Here is a 14,201-nt window from a genome sequence, read left to right as displayed (position 1 = left end):
CCTCCGGATGAGAAATCCGGACGGAGGGAACGATCCGCCCGGTCTCGCTCGTCCTCATGTTCGGGATGAACAAGACGATCAGGCGCGCGTCGGTCTTCACGCTGCTGCTCGTGTTGGCTCTGCTGGGCAGGGCGACCTGGGTGCAGTTCTACGAGGGCCAGGCGCTCGCAGACGACAAGGACAACCGGCGGAACGCCATCGAGACGTACTCGGCGCCGCTCGGGAACATCATCGTGGGCGGAAAGTCGGTCACCGGCTCCGCCGCGGCGAAGACGAGCGACCTCAAGTACAAGCGCACGTACAAGGACGGCGAGCTGTACGCGGCCGTGACGGGATACGCCTCGCAGGCCTACGCCCCGACCCAGCTGGAGGGCATCTACGCCGACCTGCTCAACGGCACGGACCCCCGGCTGAAGTCGGTGATGGACACCGTCACCAACCAGCGGGCCGAACCGGGCAACGTGGTCACGACGATCGACCCGGACGTGCAGAAGGCGGCGTACGACGCCCTCGGCGACAAGAAGGGCGGAGCCGTCGCCGTCGACCCGAAGACCGGGAAGATCCTGGCGGTCGTGTCCACTCCGTCGTACGACCCCTCGGAGCTGACCGACGCCAACACGGCCGGGGCCGCCTGGAAGAGGCTCACCACCGACCCGGACAAGCCGCTGACCAACCGCGCGCTGCGCCAGCCGCTGCCGCCGGGGTCGACGTTCAAGCTGGTCGTGGCGGCGGCCGCGCTGGAGGACGGGCTGTACTCGTCGGTGGACGAGAAGACCGACAGCCCGGACCCGTACCGGCTGCCGGGCACCAGCAAGGACCTGTCGAACGAGAACCCGAATGCGCCCTGCACGAACGCCACGATCCGTACGGCTCTGGAGTACTCGTGCAACAACGTCTTCGCGAAGATGGCCGTCAAGCTGGGCCAGGACAAGGTGAAGGCGATGGCCGAGAAGTTCGGCTTCAACGACGACCAGCTGGATGTGCCGGTGCGCGCGTACACGAGCGTGTACCCCTCCGACATGTACCCGTCGCAGACGGCGCTGACGGGCATCGGCCAGTTCGATGTGACCGCCACCCCGTTGCAGATGGCCATGGTGTCGTCGGCCATAGCCAACGGCGGCAAGCTGGTCTCGCCGCATATGGTTTCGCAGATCACCAACAGCGGCGGTGATGTGCTGCAGGACTACGACGACGAGGCGGACTCGAAGCAGATCGTCAGCTCCTCGACGGCCGAGCAGCTCCAGTCCGCGATGCAGACGGTCGTGGAGCAGGGCACGGGCACGAACGCCCAGGTCCCGGGCGCGACCGTCGGCGGCAAGACGGGTACGGCGCAGCACGGCGAGAACAACAGCCAGGTGCCGTACGCCTGGTTCACCTCGTACGGGAAGTCCGACTCCTCGGGCAAGGAGGTCGCCGTGGCGGTCATGGTCGAGCAGTCGAACGCGGCCCGCTCGGAGGTCAGCGGCAACGGCCTGGCGGCGCCGGTCGCCAAGGCGATGATGCGAGCGGCGCTGAAGGACTGAACCTCCGCGGTACGAAAGCCGTCTGTACAGACGGGACGGGCCGCCCCCTTCCCCCCGGGGGCGGCCCGTTCGTCACTTCGCTCCCAGCACCTGCTCGATCGGGTCGATCGCGAAGTAGACGAGGAACAGCGCCGAGGTCCCCCACAGCAGCCAGTGGACCTCCTTGGCCTTCCCGAGCACGGTCTTGATGACGACGTACGCGAGGAAGCCCGCGCCGATGCCGTTGGTGATCGAGTAGGTGAACGGCATCACGGCGATGGTCAGGAACGCGGGGATCGCGATGTCGTACCGGTCCCAGTCGATGTGCTTGACCTGGGTCATCATCAGGAAGCCGACGGCGACCAGGGCCGGGGCGGCGGCCTGGAGCGGCACGATGGTGAGCAGCGGGGTCAGGAACAGCGCGAGGCCGAACAGGCCGCCGGTGACGAGGTTGGAGAAGCCGGTGCGCGACCCCTCGCCGACGCCGGCCGCCGACTCGATGTAGGAGGTCGCCGAGGAGGCGGAGGCGGCACCGCCCGCGACCGCCGCGGCCCCGTCGATCAGCAGCACCCGGCCGAGGTTCGGGACCTTGCCCTCCTCGTCGAGCAGGCCCGCCTCGGCACTGATGCCGACGACCGTGCCCATGGTGTCGAAGAAGTCGGACAGGATCAGGGTGAAGACCAGCAGGACGACGGTGATGACGCCGACGCCGGGGGCGTTGAACGCCCCGAACAGGTCGAAGTGGCCGATGAGGCCGAAGTCGGGGGTGTCGACGAGCTTGTCGGGCCAGGAGGGTGTGGTCAGGCCCCAGGTCTTGATGTCGGCTATGGAGTTGATCACTATCGCCAGCGCCGTCATGGAGACGATGCTGATCAGGATGGCGCCCTTGACCTTCCGCGCGAGCAGGCCGATCGTCAGCAGGACGCCCAGGCAGAAGACGAGAATCGGCCATCCGGTGAGCGTTCCCGTGCCGCCCAGCTGAACCGGCACGGTGGTGTTCGCGGCGTCCGGGATGCGGCTGACGAACCCGGCGTCGACGAAGCCGATGAAGGCGATGAACAGGCCGATGCCGACGCTGATCGCCTGCTTGAGCGGCTGGGGTATGGCGTGCATGACGGCCTCGCGCAGACCGGTCACCACCAGCACGCAGATCAGCAGGCCTTCGAGGACGATCAGGCCCATCGCGTCGTCCCAGCTCATCAGCGGGGCGATCTGGAAGGCGACCACGGCGTTGAGGCCGAGTCCGGCGGCGAGCGCGAGCGGCAGATTGCCGGCCACGCCCATGATGATCGTCATGACCGCGGCCACCAGTGCGGTGGCGGTGGTGAGCTGGACGGCGTCCAGCTGGTGCCCGAACTTGTCCTTCGCGCTGCCCAGGATGATGGGATTCAGGACAAGGATGTAAGCCATCGTGAAGAACGTGGCGAAGCCGCCGCGGATCTCCCGGCCGAGGGTGGAGCCCCGCTCGGAGATCCTGAAGAACCGGTCGACGCTGTTCACCGGGGGTGGTGCGGTGGGTGGCCGGTCGGTCACCTGCTGCGGTTCGGACATGACGCGTGCTCCTCGGTGCCGGGGTGATCGGTGTGCGGGTGCTGGCTGGATTTTCCTCGCGTTGAACCACGTTCAGGTTTTCTTCGTGTAACGGAATCAGAGTCCGGCCCGCCAACCACTGTTCGAAGCTCCGTACGAACCATCCTGACGATCGCTGCTACGCTTCCCGATCTCGTCCGGGCCTCCCCCGGATACTCACATGTCATCTACATGACACTCACAGCACCCCCACCCGGGAGTGCCCGAAGCCGCTGCGAGGAGAGGTCGCCCGTGGGCACTGTCGTCGACGACGCCGCCTCCGTGGAGTTCCACGCCTTCTTCGAGCGCCACTACGCCGAACTGTCCCGCCTCGCCTACCTGTTGACGGGCGAGTCGGACACCGCCGACGACCTGGCGGCGGACGCGTTACTGGCGCTGTGGCACCGCTGGGACCGGGTGCGCGCGGCCGACCATCCGGCGGCGTACGCCCGCGGGGTGGTGGCCAACCTCGCCCGCACCCGCATCCGCAGCGCGGTGCGCGAGCGACGGCGCATCGCCCTGTTCTGGTCGCAGCGCGAGGAGAACACCGAGAACCCGGACGTGGCGGGTGTGGTCGACGTGCAGGAGGCCCTGCGCAGGCTGCCGTTCCGCAAACGGGCCTGTGTGGTGCTGCGGCACGCCTTCGATCTCTCGGAGAAGGACACCGCGCTCGCCCTCGGCGTCTCGGTGGGTACGGTGAAGAGCCAGACCTCGAAGGGAATGGCCGAACTGCAGCGTCTGCTGGGCACGCAGGGGGTGCCGCAGCGGATGCACGTGGCGCTGGGCGCGCCCCGTTGCTCGCCCGCTGTGGAGGGCGTGCGCACCGGTGAGGGCGGAGGGAGGGACCGATGACCATGCCGCGGGACGTGCGGGAGGAACTGCACACCCGGCTGCACGAGGCGGCCGCTGCGCACGAGCCCGACCGGGAGCGCATCCTGGCCCGGGTCGAGCGCGGCATGGCCGGGCCCGCCGGTTCCGGCCACCGGTCCACGCGTCCACCGGTGTTCGGGTGGCTCCGGGTGGCGGGTGCGACGGCCGCGGTGGCGAGTGTGCTGGCGGTGGGGGGCTACGCGGTCGCCTCCGCCGTGAAGGAGGAGGCCGCCCCGCCGCAGCAGGAGGTCGCGACGTCACCGACGCCGGCGCCCACCACGCCGTCGCCGGAGGCGACGAGCCGGGCTCCCGTGCCGCCGGCGGACCCGACGCCGAGCGACACGCCGGAGCACCGCGAGTCCAGCCGGCCGCCCTCGCGGCAGCCGAGCGCCTCCGCCACCGCACAGCCGCCCGCCGCCACCGAGGACGGGCCGCTGTGGTCGGACGGCTCGGTCGATCCGCACAGCAACGACTTCTGGGCGCAGAGCAACGTCACGCTCAAGAACCGCGAGGACCTGACCGCGCTGTCCGTGCGGTTGCGGGTCGCCCAGACCGGCGGGGTCTCCGACGCGGGCGCCTGGCGCTCCCTGCCCGAGCAGGACTTCACCCTCACGGTCGACGAGCAGGACGGCTTCCTCGTCTACACCTGGACCCTCAAGAAGGGCCGTACGGTCCCGGCCGGCGAGTGGGTGTTCGCGGGGCAGTTCGACCACGACCGCGGCGGGCGGGACGCGGGCGCGGACCGGTACACGGTGACAGCCGCCGCGGGCTCCCACCGTCTGTCGGTGGGGGGCGGCTTCGCCGCGGTGGACGACACCCGGGACGACGCCGGGGACGGCTGACCGCTCAGGGTACGGCTGACCGCTCGGCGGCGGGCCGCACCCACGCCGTCGGCGAGCCCTGACGCGCTGGCGTGAGAAAACCTTGAAGACCCGGCAACCCTTTCCTCGCCGGTGGCGACCACTACGCGCAAGAACCACCCCCCATCTGAGGAATCGGTACATGACTGCACCAGCAGAACAGCGCGTCCGCCATCGCCGTCGGGTCACCAAGCGGCGGGCGGTGATCTCCGGGCTGTCGGCGTTCGGTATCGCGGGAGCGGCGATCGTCACCACGTCGATGCTGTCCACCGCCAGCGCCGCGTCCCCCTGGCCGTCCGACACGGGCAGCGAGCCCGTGTCGAAGACCATCCCGGTCTCCGGTGTCCGCGACGGCGGCATGAAGATGTTCTACGGCACCGGCGCGCTCGGCAAGGACAACCAGGACGAGGGCCAGGACCCCCTCTTCGAGCTGGCCGACGGCGCGACCCTCAAGAACGTCATCATCGGCAGCCCGGCCGCGGACGGCGTGCACTGCAAGGGCAGTTGCACGATCCAGAACGTGTGGTGGCTGGACGTCGGCGAGGACGCGGCCAGCTTCAAGGGCAAGTCGTCGTCCGCGGTGTACAAGGTGATCGGCGGCGGCGCGAAGAAGGCCGACGACAAGGTGCTGCAGTTCAACGGCGCCGGCACGCTGAACGTCTCGGGCTTCCAGGTGGAGGACGCCGGCAAGCTGGTGCGCTCCTGCGGCAACTGCTCGACGCAGCACAAGCGCACGATCGTGCTCAACGACATCGACGTGACGGCCCCGATGAATTCGATCGTCGGCGTCAACGAGAACTACGGCGACACCGCGACACTGTCGAAGATCCGTATCCACGGGGACAGCAAGAAGAAGATCAAGACCTGTGTGCGCTTCGAGGGCAACAACACGGGCAAGGAGCCCAAGGAGCTGACCCCGCCCGGCCCCGACGGCAAGACCTGCAAGTTCAAGGCCTCCGACATCAGTTACCAGTGAGGTCGCACTCCGCCTGAGCTCCGGCCGGTCCCGAAACCCCCCTCGGGCCGGCCGGCCGCCGGATGTCCGGGCCCCCAGTCGGACCACCCGGCGCCACGACCCCCCGGAGCCCCCCTCCGGGCGGTCGAACCGCACTGGCCGAGCCCCCCTCGGCCGGTTCACGGGACGCCCCCGCCGATTCGCACCGGCGGGGGCGTCGCCGTGTGTGCGTGGCGAAGGGCGGGCTCTAGTCCATCGTCGAGCCGATGCTCGTGGAGCCGGTCGTCAGGAACGTCGTCGCGGGAAGCGAACCGTCCGCCTTGCGTGCCGCGTACGCGGTCGTGGCGTCCGTCGACCGGAAGGGCGGGGTGCTGACGCCACTGTCCCAGTTGTTGCCGGCGGAGACCGTCGAGGAGCCCAGCTTCGCGGGGCCGCCCTTGTCGCCCACGGCGAGGTTCTTGCCGAGGCGGGCCTTTCCGGTGGCGAAGTAGAAGCCGCTCTCGGCATTGGCGTACGTGGTGTTGCGGTTCAGGGCGACGGCCCCGGTGTTGGAGTTCTCGGTGAAGCCGTGCAGCGTGTTGTCCCAGGCCGCGTTGTTGTTGACGACGTGGGCGACCGACGCTCCCCCGCCGCCCAGTTTGAAGCCGTTGCCGTTGCCCTCGAAGTCCGGATCGTTCCAGCGGTTCTCCCCGTTGCCGAAGGCCCAGGAGTGCTCGACGGTGACCGGGGAGGAGAACTGCCAGAGGTCGAGACCGTCGTCGGAGTTGTTGTACAGCCGGGCGCCGGTGATCCTGTTGCCCGTCCCCGAGCCGAACTTGACGGCGATGCCGTCGGCGTTCTGGCCGTGGCCGGCCGGGTCGTAGTTGCCGTGGCTGTCCAGGTTCTGCACGAGGTTGCCGGTGGTGCCGTCGCCGCGCAGAGTGAAGCCGGAGTCGCCGTTGCCGGCGGTGACGAGGTTCCGGAAGACGCCGCCGGCTGAGGAGGTCGCGACGAAGCCCTGGGCCGGGGAGTTGACGAAGGCGAGGTTCTCGACGGTCCAGTGGTCGCCGTAGATCCCGGCCAGCCAGGAGCCGTCGGGCAGTTTCGAGCCGTCGATCCGCACCTTCTCGCCGCCGTACGCGCGCAGCGTGATGGGGGCCGAACTCGTGCCGTTCGCCGTGGACTTGAGGGTCGCGGCCGGGTAGTAGGTGCCGCCGCGGACCTGGATGACGGTACCGGCGGTGGCGTTCTTCACGGCCGTTTCCAGCTGGGCCGCGGTGGAGACGGTGACCGTCGACGAGGCGGCCTGCGCGCCCTCGCCCGACAGTCCGAGGCAGACGCCTGCCGCGCCCGAGGCGCAGGCCACCGCGGCGGCGATGGTGAGCGTACGGGTCCTGCGATGGCGTCCGGTGCTGAGCAGCACGGAGCGTTCCTTTCCTGGGGGATGGTGGACGGAGACGGCCGGAGGGGCCCGCTCCGGGCCGTTTCCGTCCAGCAGTCGCCACCGGGCCGGGAAAGGGTTGCCGCCGTCACGTGCACGGCACGTCCCCGGTTTCGAAACTTTCGGAACCACGGGCCTCACGCACACCCGTTGACGCCCTGTCCCCGTCCGGTGAAACTCCGAGGGCCGCTATCCAACAGAATCCCCCAGACTCCGACAGGAAGTGTCATGCGCCCCCGCACGCTCCTGCTTCCGTTCCTGGCCCTGACGGGGCTCCTCCTGACCCTGCTCACGGCGCCCCCCAGCACCGCCGACCCCGGAGCACCACCCGTGAAGCATTCCAAGTACGCCGGCTACCTCTTCGCCTACTTCACGGGCGAGGGCACGGCCGACGGCGAGCAGATCCGTTACGCCCTCAGCCGGGGCAACGACGCCCTGCACTGGCGCGAGCTGAACGCCGGCAAGCCGGTCCTGACCTCGACCATCGGCGAGAAGGGCCTGCGCGACCCGTTCGTGATCCGCTCCCCGAAGGGCGACAAGTTCTACCTGATCGCCACCGACCTGCGGATGTACCAGAACTCCAGCGGCAGCTGGGACCAGGTCCAGCGGCACGGCAGCAAGTCGATCATGGTCTGGGAGTCCACGGACCTCGTCCACTGGACCGACCAGCGCCTGGTGAAGGTCTCCCCGGACAACGCGGGCAACACCTGGGCCCCGGAGGCCTACTGGGACGACGAGCTCGGTGAGTACGTCGTCTTCTGGGCGTCGAAGCTGTACGCCGACGACGACCCGGACCACAAGGGCGACACGTACAACAAGATGATGTACGCGACCACGAAGGACTTCCGGACCTTCAGCGAGCCCAAGGTGTGGAACGACCCCGGCTACTCGGTGATCGACTCCACGGTCGTGAAGTACAGGGACGATTACTACCGCTACACCAAGGACGAGCGGGACCCCAGCTCCTCCAGCCCCTGCTCGAAGTTCGTCACCGGGGAGAAGTCGACCTCGCTGACCTCGACGAAGTACGACTTCGTGGCCGACTGCATCGGCAAGGGCGCGATGGACCGCGGTGAGGGCCCGACGGTGTTCAAGTCCAACACCGAGAAGAAGTGGTACCTGTTCATCGACGAGTACGGCGGTCGCGGCTACGTGCCGTTCGAGACCACCGACCTCGCCTCGGGCAAGTGGACGCCGTCCACGGACTACCAGCTCCCGGCGAGCCCCCGGCACGGCACGGTCCTGCCGGTGACGCAGAAGGAGTACGACCGCCTGCTGGCCGCGTACCCGTCGTCGCCCGCCTCGGTCGTGGACGCGACGGCAAAGCACCAGAAGGGCTACGCGATCGTCACGGAGAGCGCCTCGAAGGTCGTCCTCCCGATGGAGCCGGACGCCGACCTGCGCGGCCTGGCCCCGAAGCTGTGGGTCGGTGAGGGCGCGAAGCTCAGCCCGAAGTCCGGCACGCGCCGTGACTTCCGCACGGCACAGAAGTACACGGTGACGGCCGCCGACGGCACCAGGCGCACCTGGACGGTCGAGGCGGTGCGCACCCGCAGCCCCCTGCTGCCGGGCCTGAACGCCGACCCCGACGTCCACTACCTGAACGGCAGATACTGGATCTACCCGACGACGGACGGCTTCCAGGGCTGGAGCGGCACCAAGTTCAAGGCGTACTCGTCGAAGGACCTGGTCAACTGGAAGGACCACGGCGTCATCCTCGACCTCGGGCCGAACGTGAGCTGGGCCGACAAGAACGCCTGGGCGCCCGCGATCGCCGAGCGGAACGGCAAGTACTACTTCTACTTCTGCGCCGAGCAGCAGATCGGCGTGGCGGTGGCCGACTCCCCCGCCGGCCCCTTCAAGGACGCCCTGGGCAAGCCCCTGGTCGCCAAGGGCGGGTCGCTCAAGGGCCAGATGATCGACCCGGCGGTCTTCACCGACGACGACGGGCAGGCCTACCTGTACTGGGGCAACGGCCACGGGTACGTGGTGCCGCTGGGCGACGACATGGTGTCCTTCGACGCGTCGAAGGTGAAGGACATCACCCCGGACAACTTCCGTGAGGGCTCCTTCGTGATCAAGCGGAAGGGCACGTACTACTTCATGTGGTCGGAGGACGACACCCGCAGCGAGAACTACCACGTGGCGTACGCGACGGGGCCGTCCCCGCTCGGCCCGTGGACCAAGCGCGGGACGATCCTCGAGAAGCGGCCCGAGTACGGGATCCTCGGCACCGGTCACCACTCGGTGGTGAACACCCCCGGCACCGACGACTGGTACATGGTCTACCACCGCTTCGCCCTCAACGGTCCCGGCCGGCCGGGCGGCGACGGCATGCACCGCGAGACCACCGTCGACCGCATGGAGTTCGCGGCCGACGGCACCATCAAGCCGGTGGTGCCGACGCTGGAGGGCATCGAGCCGGTACGGCGGTGAGCCTCACAGGACGTCGTCGAGCCAGTCGAAGACCTCGTCCTGCATCTCGCGGGTGAAGACGTGGCCGAGCTCCGGCCACGTCTTCGTCCGTATCCGCTCCCCGGCGTGGCGCGCACGCCAGACGGCGCGCAGTTTGTCGTACGCGACCCGGACGCCCTCGGCCGGGAACAGCGTGTCCTGCCCGCCGTTGAAGAACAGCATCGGCCGGGGAGCGGCGATGCTCGCCACGTCGGGGATGTCGAGGTGCCGGGCGAGCCCCGGGTGGAGCATGTAGTAGGCCGACTGGCCGCGCAGGGTGTTGTTGCCGGGCACCATCATCTCCTTCAGGCCGGTCATCCAGCACACGCTCGCGGCGGCCGCGACGTGGTCGCTGAGTGCGGCGGTCTGCCAGGCGCGGTAGGCGCCCATGGAGAAGCCGACGGCCGCGACCCGCCGGGCGTCCACCCGGTCGAGTCCGGCCAGGAAGGCGGCGGCCCGCTGGTCCTCCCGGGCCATCAGCCCGGCGAGTGAGGAGCCCAGGTTGTAGAAGTTGGACGCCAGGGCCTGCTGCTGCTCGTAGGCGAGGGGGCCGCGGTCGCCCCAGCCGAGCGCGTCCAGGCACAGCACCACGTACCCCCGCCGGGCCAGTTCGTCGCCGACGAACCGCCCGCTGAAGTACTTGTCCGCCCAGGACCGGGCGGAGGCCAGCCGCGTGTCGTCGTACCAGGGTTCGACGAGTTTCTCCTTGCCGATGTCGAACCTGGCGCCGTGGTCGTGCAGGAGCAGCACGGCGGGGAAGGGGCCGCGGCCGTACGGGGTGAGCAGGGCGCCGCGTACGCGCTCGTAGCGGGTGAGGGAGACGGTGACCAACTCCCGTGTGTATGCCTCCCCTTGGGCACGCCCGGCGGTCTCCGGGGCGTACGGCGTCCCGTCCTGCCGGTCGACGAGCAGGTGCTCCTCGACCGTGGCCCTGGCGGCGCGCCGCCAGGCGCGGACGTCGCGGATCGGGGACCTGCCCCAGGCGAGCGGGAAGGTCAGGGCGTCCTTCAGCGCGGGATGGAAGTCGGGCAGCGGGCCGTCCACCACCGCCGCCTCCGCCCCGCTCACCACTCCCCCGGCGAGGAGCGCCGTGCCGGCCCCGACCACGAAGCGCCGCCGGCCGAGCGTCTCACGCGCGTCCATGGGACCTCCCCGCTCCGGCGTGCCGCAGCACGTACCGTTCGGTCGCCGACGGGGACGTGAGGGCGCGGTAGTCGTACGCGTCGGCGGGATCCCAGCCGACGTCGTTCCCGAGACCGAGGCCGCTCGCCACGGCGTTCAGGCGGGCGGGCCGGCCGTTGAACCAGGAGCCGGTGTCGCGGAACCGTTCGCCCCCGTAGACCGCGAGGGCCAGGGAAGGACCACCCCGTGGGTACCGGAAGACATTGCGCTCGGAGAAGACCGCGGACTCCACTCCGGCGCCCAGGGCGTAGAGCGGCGGCCCCCCGCGGTAGACGTTGTTGACGACGTGCACCTGCCCGAAGCGGACCCGCGGGGCGCGCTGCGTGATGTCCGTGAACAGGTTGCGGGCGAAGGTCACCTTGAGGTGCCCGCGGTCCCGGTCGCCGCGTCCGTCACCCGAGCCGATCAGGATCGCCTTGTCGTGGTCCTCGAAGCGGCTGTCGGAGACGGTGAGGAAGTCGGAGCCGTCCTCGATGTCCAGCAGCCCGTCGTGCCGCTGCACGCGCTCGCCGTGGAAGCCGAGGGGTGCCTCGCGATCCGGGAAGCGGCCGTCGGTGAAGGTGCAGTGGTCGATCCAGACGTTCTTCCCGGTGATCACGGTCAGCGCGTCGAAACGGGCGTTCCAGTTGCCCCGCGTGCCGTCGTCCGGGGACCAGCTGGTGAAGTGGTCGACCGGCGCCTCCAGGCGGAGGTTGCGGACGATGATGTCGGTCCCGGTGTTGACGGTGAGGAACACCCCGAGCAGCCGCGCGTCGCGCCCCACGCCGACGAGCGTGGTGTTGCTGGGCACGGTGAGCTGGATCTGCGCCTTCTCCTTGTTCGAGCCGGTCTGGCGGAGCTGTCGCTGCTGCTTGCAGTAGTCGAAGCGGGTGTCGGACCAGGCGGCGCCGTCCTCGCCGAAGCAGGACATGTACCTGCGGAGGTCGTAGCCGGGCGCGTAGTCCTGCTCGCCGAGCAGGGAACCGTCGTCGGCCTCATGGCCGTCGATGTCGCCGACGACCCGGATCACCTTGGGCGCGGTCGGGTCGCCGTCGTTCGCCAGGGCCTCCTCGAGCTCGGCGCGGCTGTCCACCGTCCAGGTCCTGCCGCCCGCCCCGCCGGTGGTGCCGGAGCCGGTCGAGGCCCAGCCGACGGGGCCGCGTTCGGCGGCTGAGGCCGCGGGAGCCGGCCAGAGCAGGCACACGCCGAGGAGGAGCGCCGCGGCCCTACGCACCGGGCCGCCAGTCGCCGAGGTACGTCTCCTTGGTGTGCGAGGCGGCCTGCCCCCGGGTCAGCAGGGGCCGGTTCTCCGGCACGGAGACGACGGCCCCCGGACCCGTGTTGCGGTACTCGGCGAACCGCATCGACTGCCAGGGGTAGGCCTCGCGCATGTTCGTGTACGGGGTCATCGCGTCGATGCCCGGCCCGATCCGGGTCTCCCGCACGACCAGCGACGGCCACGCCGTGGTCTCGTACGACGGTACCCACGGCCGGGCCAGCTTGTACGCCGCGTCCTCGGCGCCGGAGGTGATGCGGCAGCACACGGCGAGGATGCCGTAGGGGTTCGCGCGGGCCGTGGAGGGCGCGAAGACCATGCCCTTGGGTGTGAAGTCCACGTCCCGTGCCAGGGTGCGGAAGTGGCACCGCTCGAACACGGCCGTGGCCCGTCCGAAGACGAAGTCGACGTCGCCCTCGACGTAGCAGTTCCGGAAGTACTGCCGGTCGAAGGCGCCGAGGGCGCTCGTGTCGACGAAGAGGGTGTCCTGGTGGGCGAGGAGCCGGACGTTCTCGAAGCGGGTGCGGTCTCCGTAGGTGTACGCCGCGACGGCCTGGGTGCCGGTGATCTCGGGGTGGTCGGCGCGCAGCCAGTCGTTGGCCAGGGTCAGGTCGCGGACGGTCAGGCCGGGTGCCGCCGAGGTGAAGGTGGCGGAACCGGCGGTGCCGTAGGTACCGGAACCGTCCGGCCGGGGCGTGCCGCCCGCATTGTCGTACACGATCACGACGTCACGCGGGTCGCGGGTGGCACCCCTGAGGGTCAGCCCGGCCTTCCCCGCCGGGACGCTGACGACCTCGCGGTACGTCCCCGGGTGCACGACGACGGTCCAGCCCGGCCCGTCCACGGCGTCCACGGCGGCCTGGACGGAGTCACCCGGCCGGACGCGCAGGATGCGGCGGCCGGCCGAGGCGAAGGCGGGCGCGGTTCCGGCGGCGACCAGGCCGCCGGCGAATCCGGTGAGCAGGGTACGCCGGTGCATTCAGCACGCCTCCTTCCACGGCTCCCAGTCGCCGAGGTACGCGGTGCGGGTCGCGGACCGGGCCTGCCGGGAGGTGAGTTGGGGCCGGTTCTCCGGGACGGTGATCCTCGCGCCCGGTCCGGTGTTGCGGTACTCGGCGAACCGCATCGACTGCCAGGGGTAGGTGTCCGACATGTTGGTGTAGGGAGCCACCGGATCGATGCCCTGGCCGAGCCAGGTGTCCCGGACGGTGAGCATGGGCCGGGCGGTGGTGTCGGAGCTGGGCACCCAGGGGCGGGCCAGCTTGTAGAAGCCGTCGGGAGCCTGGCTGCCGACGCGGCTCCTGGTCACCAGGTAGCCCAGCGGATTGGCGCCGGCCGTGGAAGGGGCGAAGACGAACCCGTAGGGCGCGCCTGACAGGTCGGTCCGGTTCAGGGTCCGGAAGCGGCAGTGCTCGAAGACGGCCGTGGCCCGTCCGAACACGAAGTCGACGTCGCCCTCGGCGTAGCAGTGGGCGAAGTACTGGCGGGCGAAGGTGCCGAGCGCCATGGAGTCGGCGTACAGGGTGTCCTGGTGGCCGAGGAACCGGCAGTGGTGGAAGGCGGAACGGTCGCCCTGGACCTTGAGGGCGACGGCCTGGGTGCCGGTGATCCCGGGGTGGTCGGCGCGCAGCCAGTCGTTGGCGAAGGTGATCCAGCGGGCGGTGAACCCGTCGGCCTGCACAGTGGTGGTGGCGGACCCGGTGGTGCCGTAGGTGCCGCCGCCGGGCTTGGGCGTCCCGGCCGCGTTGTCGTACACGATCACCACGTCCCGTGGGTCCTCGCTAGCCCCGATCCACGTCATCTCGGTACGGCTCGGATCGACGGCGACGGTCTGCCGGTAGACGCCCGGCGCGATGACCAGCGTGTATCCCGTGCTTCCCCCAGTGCTGAACGCCTGGGAGGCGCCCCCAGCCGCGGCCACGGCGTCCCGGACGGTGGTGAAGTCCCCGGCGCCGCCCGGGTGGACGTACAGCGTCCTGGGGGTGGTTCGCGCGGCGGGCGACCCGAACCGGCCGAACGGTCCCGGGCGGGTGGCCGCCCGATCTTCGGGTCCGCCTTCGGCACGATCCGGTACTGGATGTTGGGCCGGTCGAAGCTCGCCACGAAATGCCGGGCCGACGGCATGTTCAGCCGC

11 protein-coding genes are annotated in these 14,201 nt (G+C 70.1%); 5 read left to right on the top strand and 6 right to left on the bottom strand.

What is annotated here, in order from left to right; translation table 11 throughout:
• The first annotated feature begins 65 nt into the window (after positions 1–65).
• Positions 66–1,523 (top strand): penicillin-binding transpeptidase domain-containing protein, encoded by a 1,458-nt coding sequence (locus tag ABZ016_RS33970; protein WP_356920551.1) that lies wholly within the window; start codon positions 66–68, stop codon positions 1,521–1,523.
• A gap of 72 nt (positions 1,524–1,595) precedes the next feature.
• On the opposite strand, the gene ABZ016_RS33965 is transcribed toward ABZ016_RS33970, so the two are convergent.
• A complete protein-coding gene (locus ABZ016_RS33965) occupies positions 1,596–3,053 on the bottom strand; it encodes an NCS2 family permease (RefSeq protein WP_356920550.1) in 1,458 nt (485 codons plus the stop codon).
• Between the two features lie 270 nt (positions 3,054–3,323).
• Between ABZ016_RS33965 and ABZ016_RS33960 the strand changes: the two genes are divergently transcribed.
• The 3 genes from ABZ016_RS33960 (at position 3,324) to ABZ016_RS33950 (ending at position 5,777) form a co-directional block, all read left to right on the top strand.
• Complete coding sequence (locus tag ABZ016_RS33960) at positions 3,324–3,923, top strand: SigE family RNA polymerase sigma factor (RefSeq protein WP_356920549.1); 600 nt, start codon at positions 3,324–3,326, stop codon at positions 3,921–3,923.
• Complete coding sequence (locus tag ABZ016_RS33955; protein ID WP_356920548.1) at positions 3,920–4,783, top strand: hypothetical protein; 864 nt, start codon at positions 3,920–3,922, stop codon at positions 4,781–4,783. The genes ABZ016_RS33960 and ABZ016_RS33955 overlap by 4 nt, the downstream gene beginning before the upstream one ends.
• A 160-nt stretch (positions 4,784–4,943) precedes the next feature.
• Positions 4,944–5,777: a pectate lyase gene (locus tag ABZ016_RS33950; RefSeq protein ID WP_356920547.1), complete on the top strand. Its 834-nt coding sequence runs from the start codon at positions 4,944–4,946 to the stop codon at positions 5,775–5,777.
• Positions 5,778–6,003: 226 nt separating this feature from the next.
• Here ABZ016_RS33950 and ABZ016_RS33945 read toward each other — a convergent pair whose 3' ends face one another.
• A complete protein-coding gene (locus tag ABZ016_RS33945; RefSeq protein WP_356920546.1) occupies positions 6,004–7,158 on the bottom strand; it encodes a right-handed parallel beta-helix repeat-containing protein in 1,155 nt (384 codons plus the stop codon).
• A gap of 246 nt (positions 7,159–7,404) precedes the next feature.
• Between ABZ016_RS33945 and ABZ016_RS33940 the strand changes: the two genes are divergently transcribed.
• Positions 7,405–9,612 (top strand): family 43 glycosylhydrolase, encoded by a 2,208-nt coding sequence (locus ABZ016_RS33940; RefSeq protein WP_356920545.1) that lies wholly within the window; start codon positions 7,405–7,407, stop codon positions 9,610–9,612.
• Positions 9,613–9,615: 3 nt separating this feature from the next.
• Here the strand turns inward: ABZ016_RS33940 and ABZ016_RS33935 are convergent, their stop codons facing one another.
• From ABZ016_RS33935 to ABZ016_RS33920, 4 genes are all read right to left on the bottom strand, one after another.
• Positions 9,616–10,773, bottom strand: a complete 1,158-nt coding sequence (locus tag ABZ016_RS33935) for an alpha/beta fold hydrolase (protein WP_356920544.1) — start codon at positions 10,771–10,773, stop codon at positions 9,616–9,618.
• Positions 10,760–12,025, bottom strand: coding sequence for a pectate lyase (locus ABZ016_RS33930; RefSeq protein WP_356920543.1), 1,266 nt, complete (start codon positions 12,023–12,025; stop codon positions 10,760–10,762). Before ABZ016_RS33930 ends, ABZ016_RS33935 begins: the two co-directional genes overlap by 14 nt.
• Positions 12,018–13,046, bottom strand: coding sequence for a pectinesterase family protein (locus ABZ016_RS33925; protein WP_356920542.1), 1,029 nt, complete (start codon positions 13,044–13,046; stop codon positions 12,018–12,020). Before ABZ016_RS33925 ends, ABZ016_RS33930 begins: the two co-directional genes overlap by 8 nt.
• Positions 13,047–14,201 (bottom strand): pectinesterase family protein (locus tag ABZ016_RS33920; RefSeq protein ID WP_356920541.1); only part of this gene is annotated, 1,155 nt, incomplete at its 5' end. It lies immediately after the preceding gene.

Source organism: Streptomyces sp. NPDC006372 (assembly GCF_040612515.1).
Taxonomy (GTDB): domain Bacteria; phylum Actinomycetota; class Actinomycetes; order Streptomycetales; family Streptomycetaceae; genus Streptomyces.
The sequence above is the reverse complement of the archived record's forward strand: the minus strand, read 5'-3'. Positions and strand labels throughout refer to the sequence as shown.

Bases quoted from the DNA above. Each gene is read 5' to 3' on its own strand.
- ABZ016_RS33970 (WP_356920551.1), top strand. From the start codon at position 66: ATGAACAAGACGATCAGGCGCGCGTCGGTCTTCACGCTGCTGCTCGTG.
- ABZ016_RS33965 (WP_356920550.1), bottom strand. From the start codon at position 3,053: ATGTCCGAACCGCAGCAGGTGACCGACCGGCCACCCACCGCACCACCC.
- ABZ016_RS33955 (WP_356920548.1), top strand. From the start codon at position 3,920: ATGACCATGCCGCGGGACGTGCGGGAGGAACTGCACACCCGGCTGCAC.
- ABZ016_RS33950 (WP_356920547.1), top strand. From the start codon at position 4,944: ATGACTGCACCAGCAGAACAGCGCGTCCGCCATCGCCGTCGGGTCACC.
- ABZ016_RS33940 (WP_356920545.1), top strand. From the start codon at position 7,405: ATGCGCCCCCGCACGCTCCTGCTTCCGTTCCTGGCCCTGACGGGGCTC.
- ABZ016_RS33935 (WP_356920544.1), bottom strand. From the start codon at position 10,773: ATGGACGCGCGTGAGACGCTCGGCCGGCGGCGCTTCGTGGTCGGGGCC.
- ABZ016_RS33925 (WP_356920542.1), bottom strand. From the start codon at position 13,046: ATGCACCGGCGTACCCTGCTCACCGGATTCGCCGGCGGCCTGGTCGCC.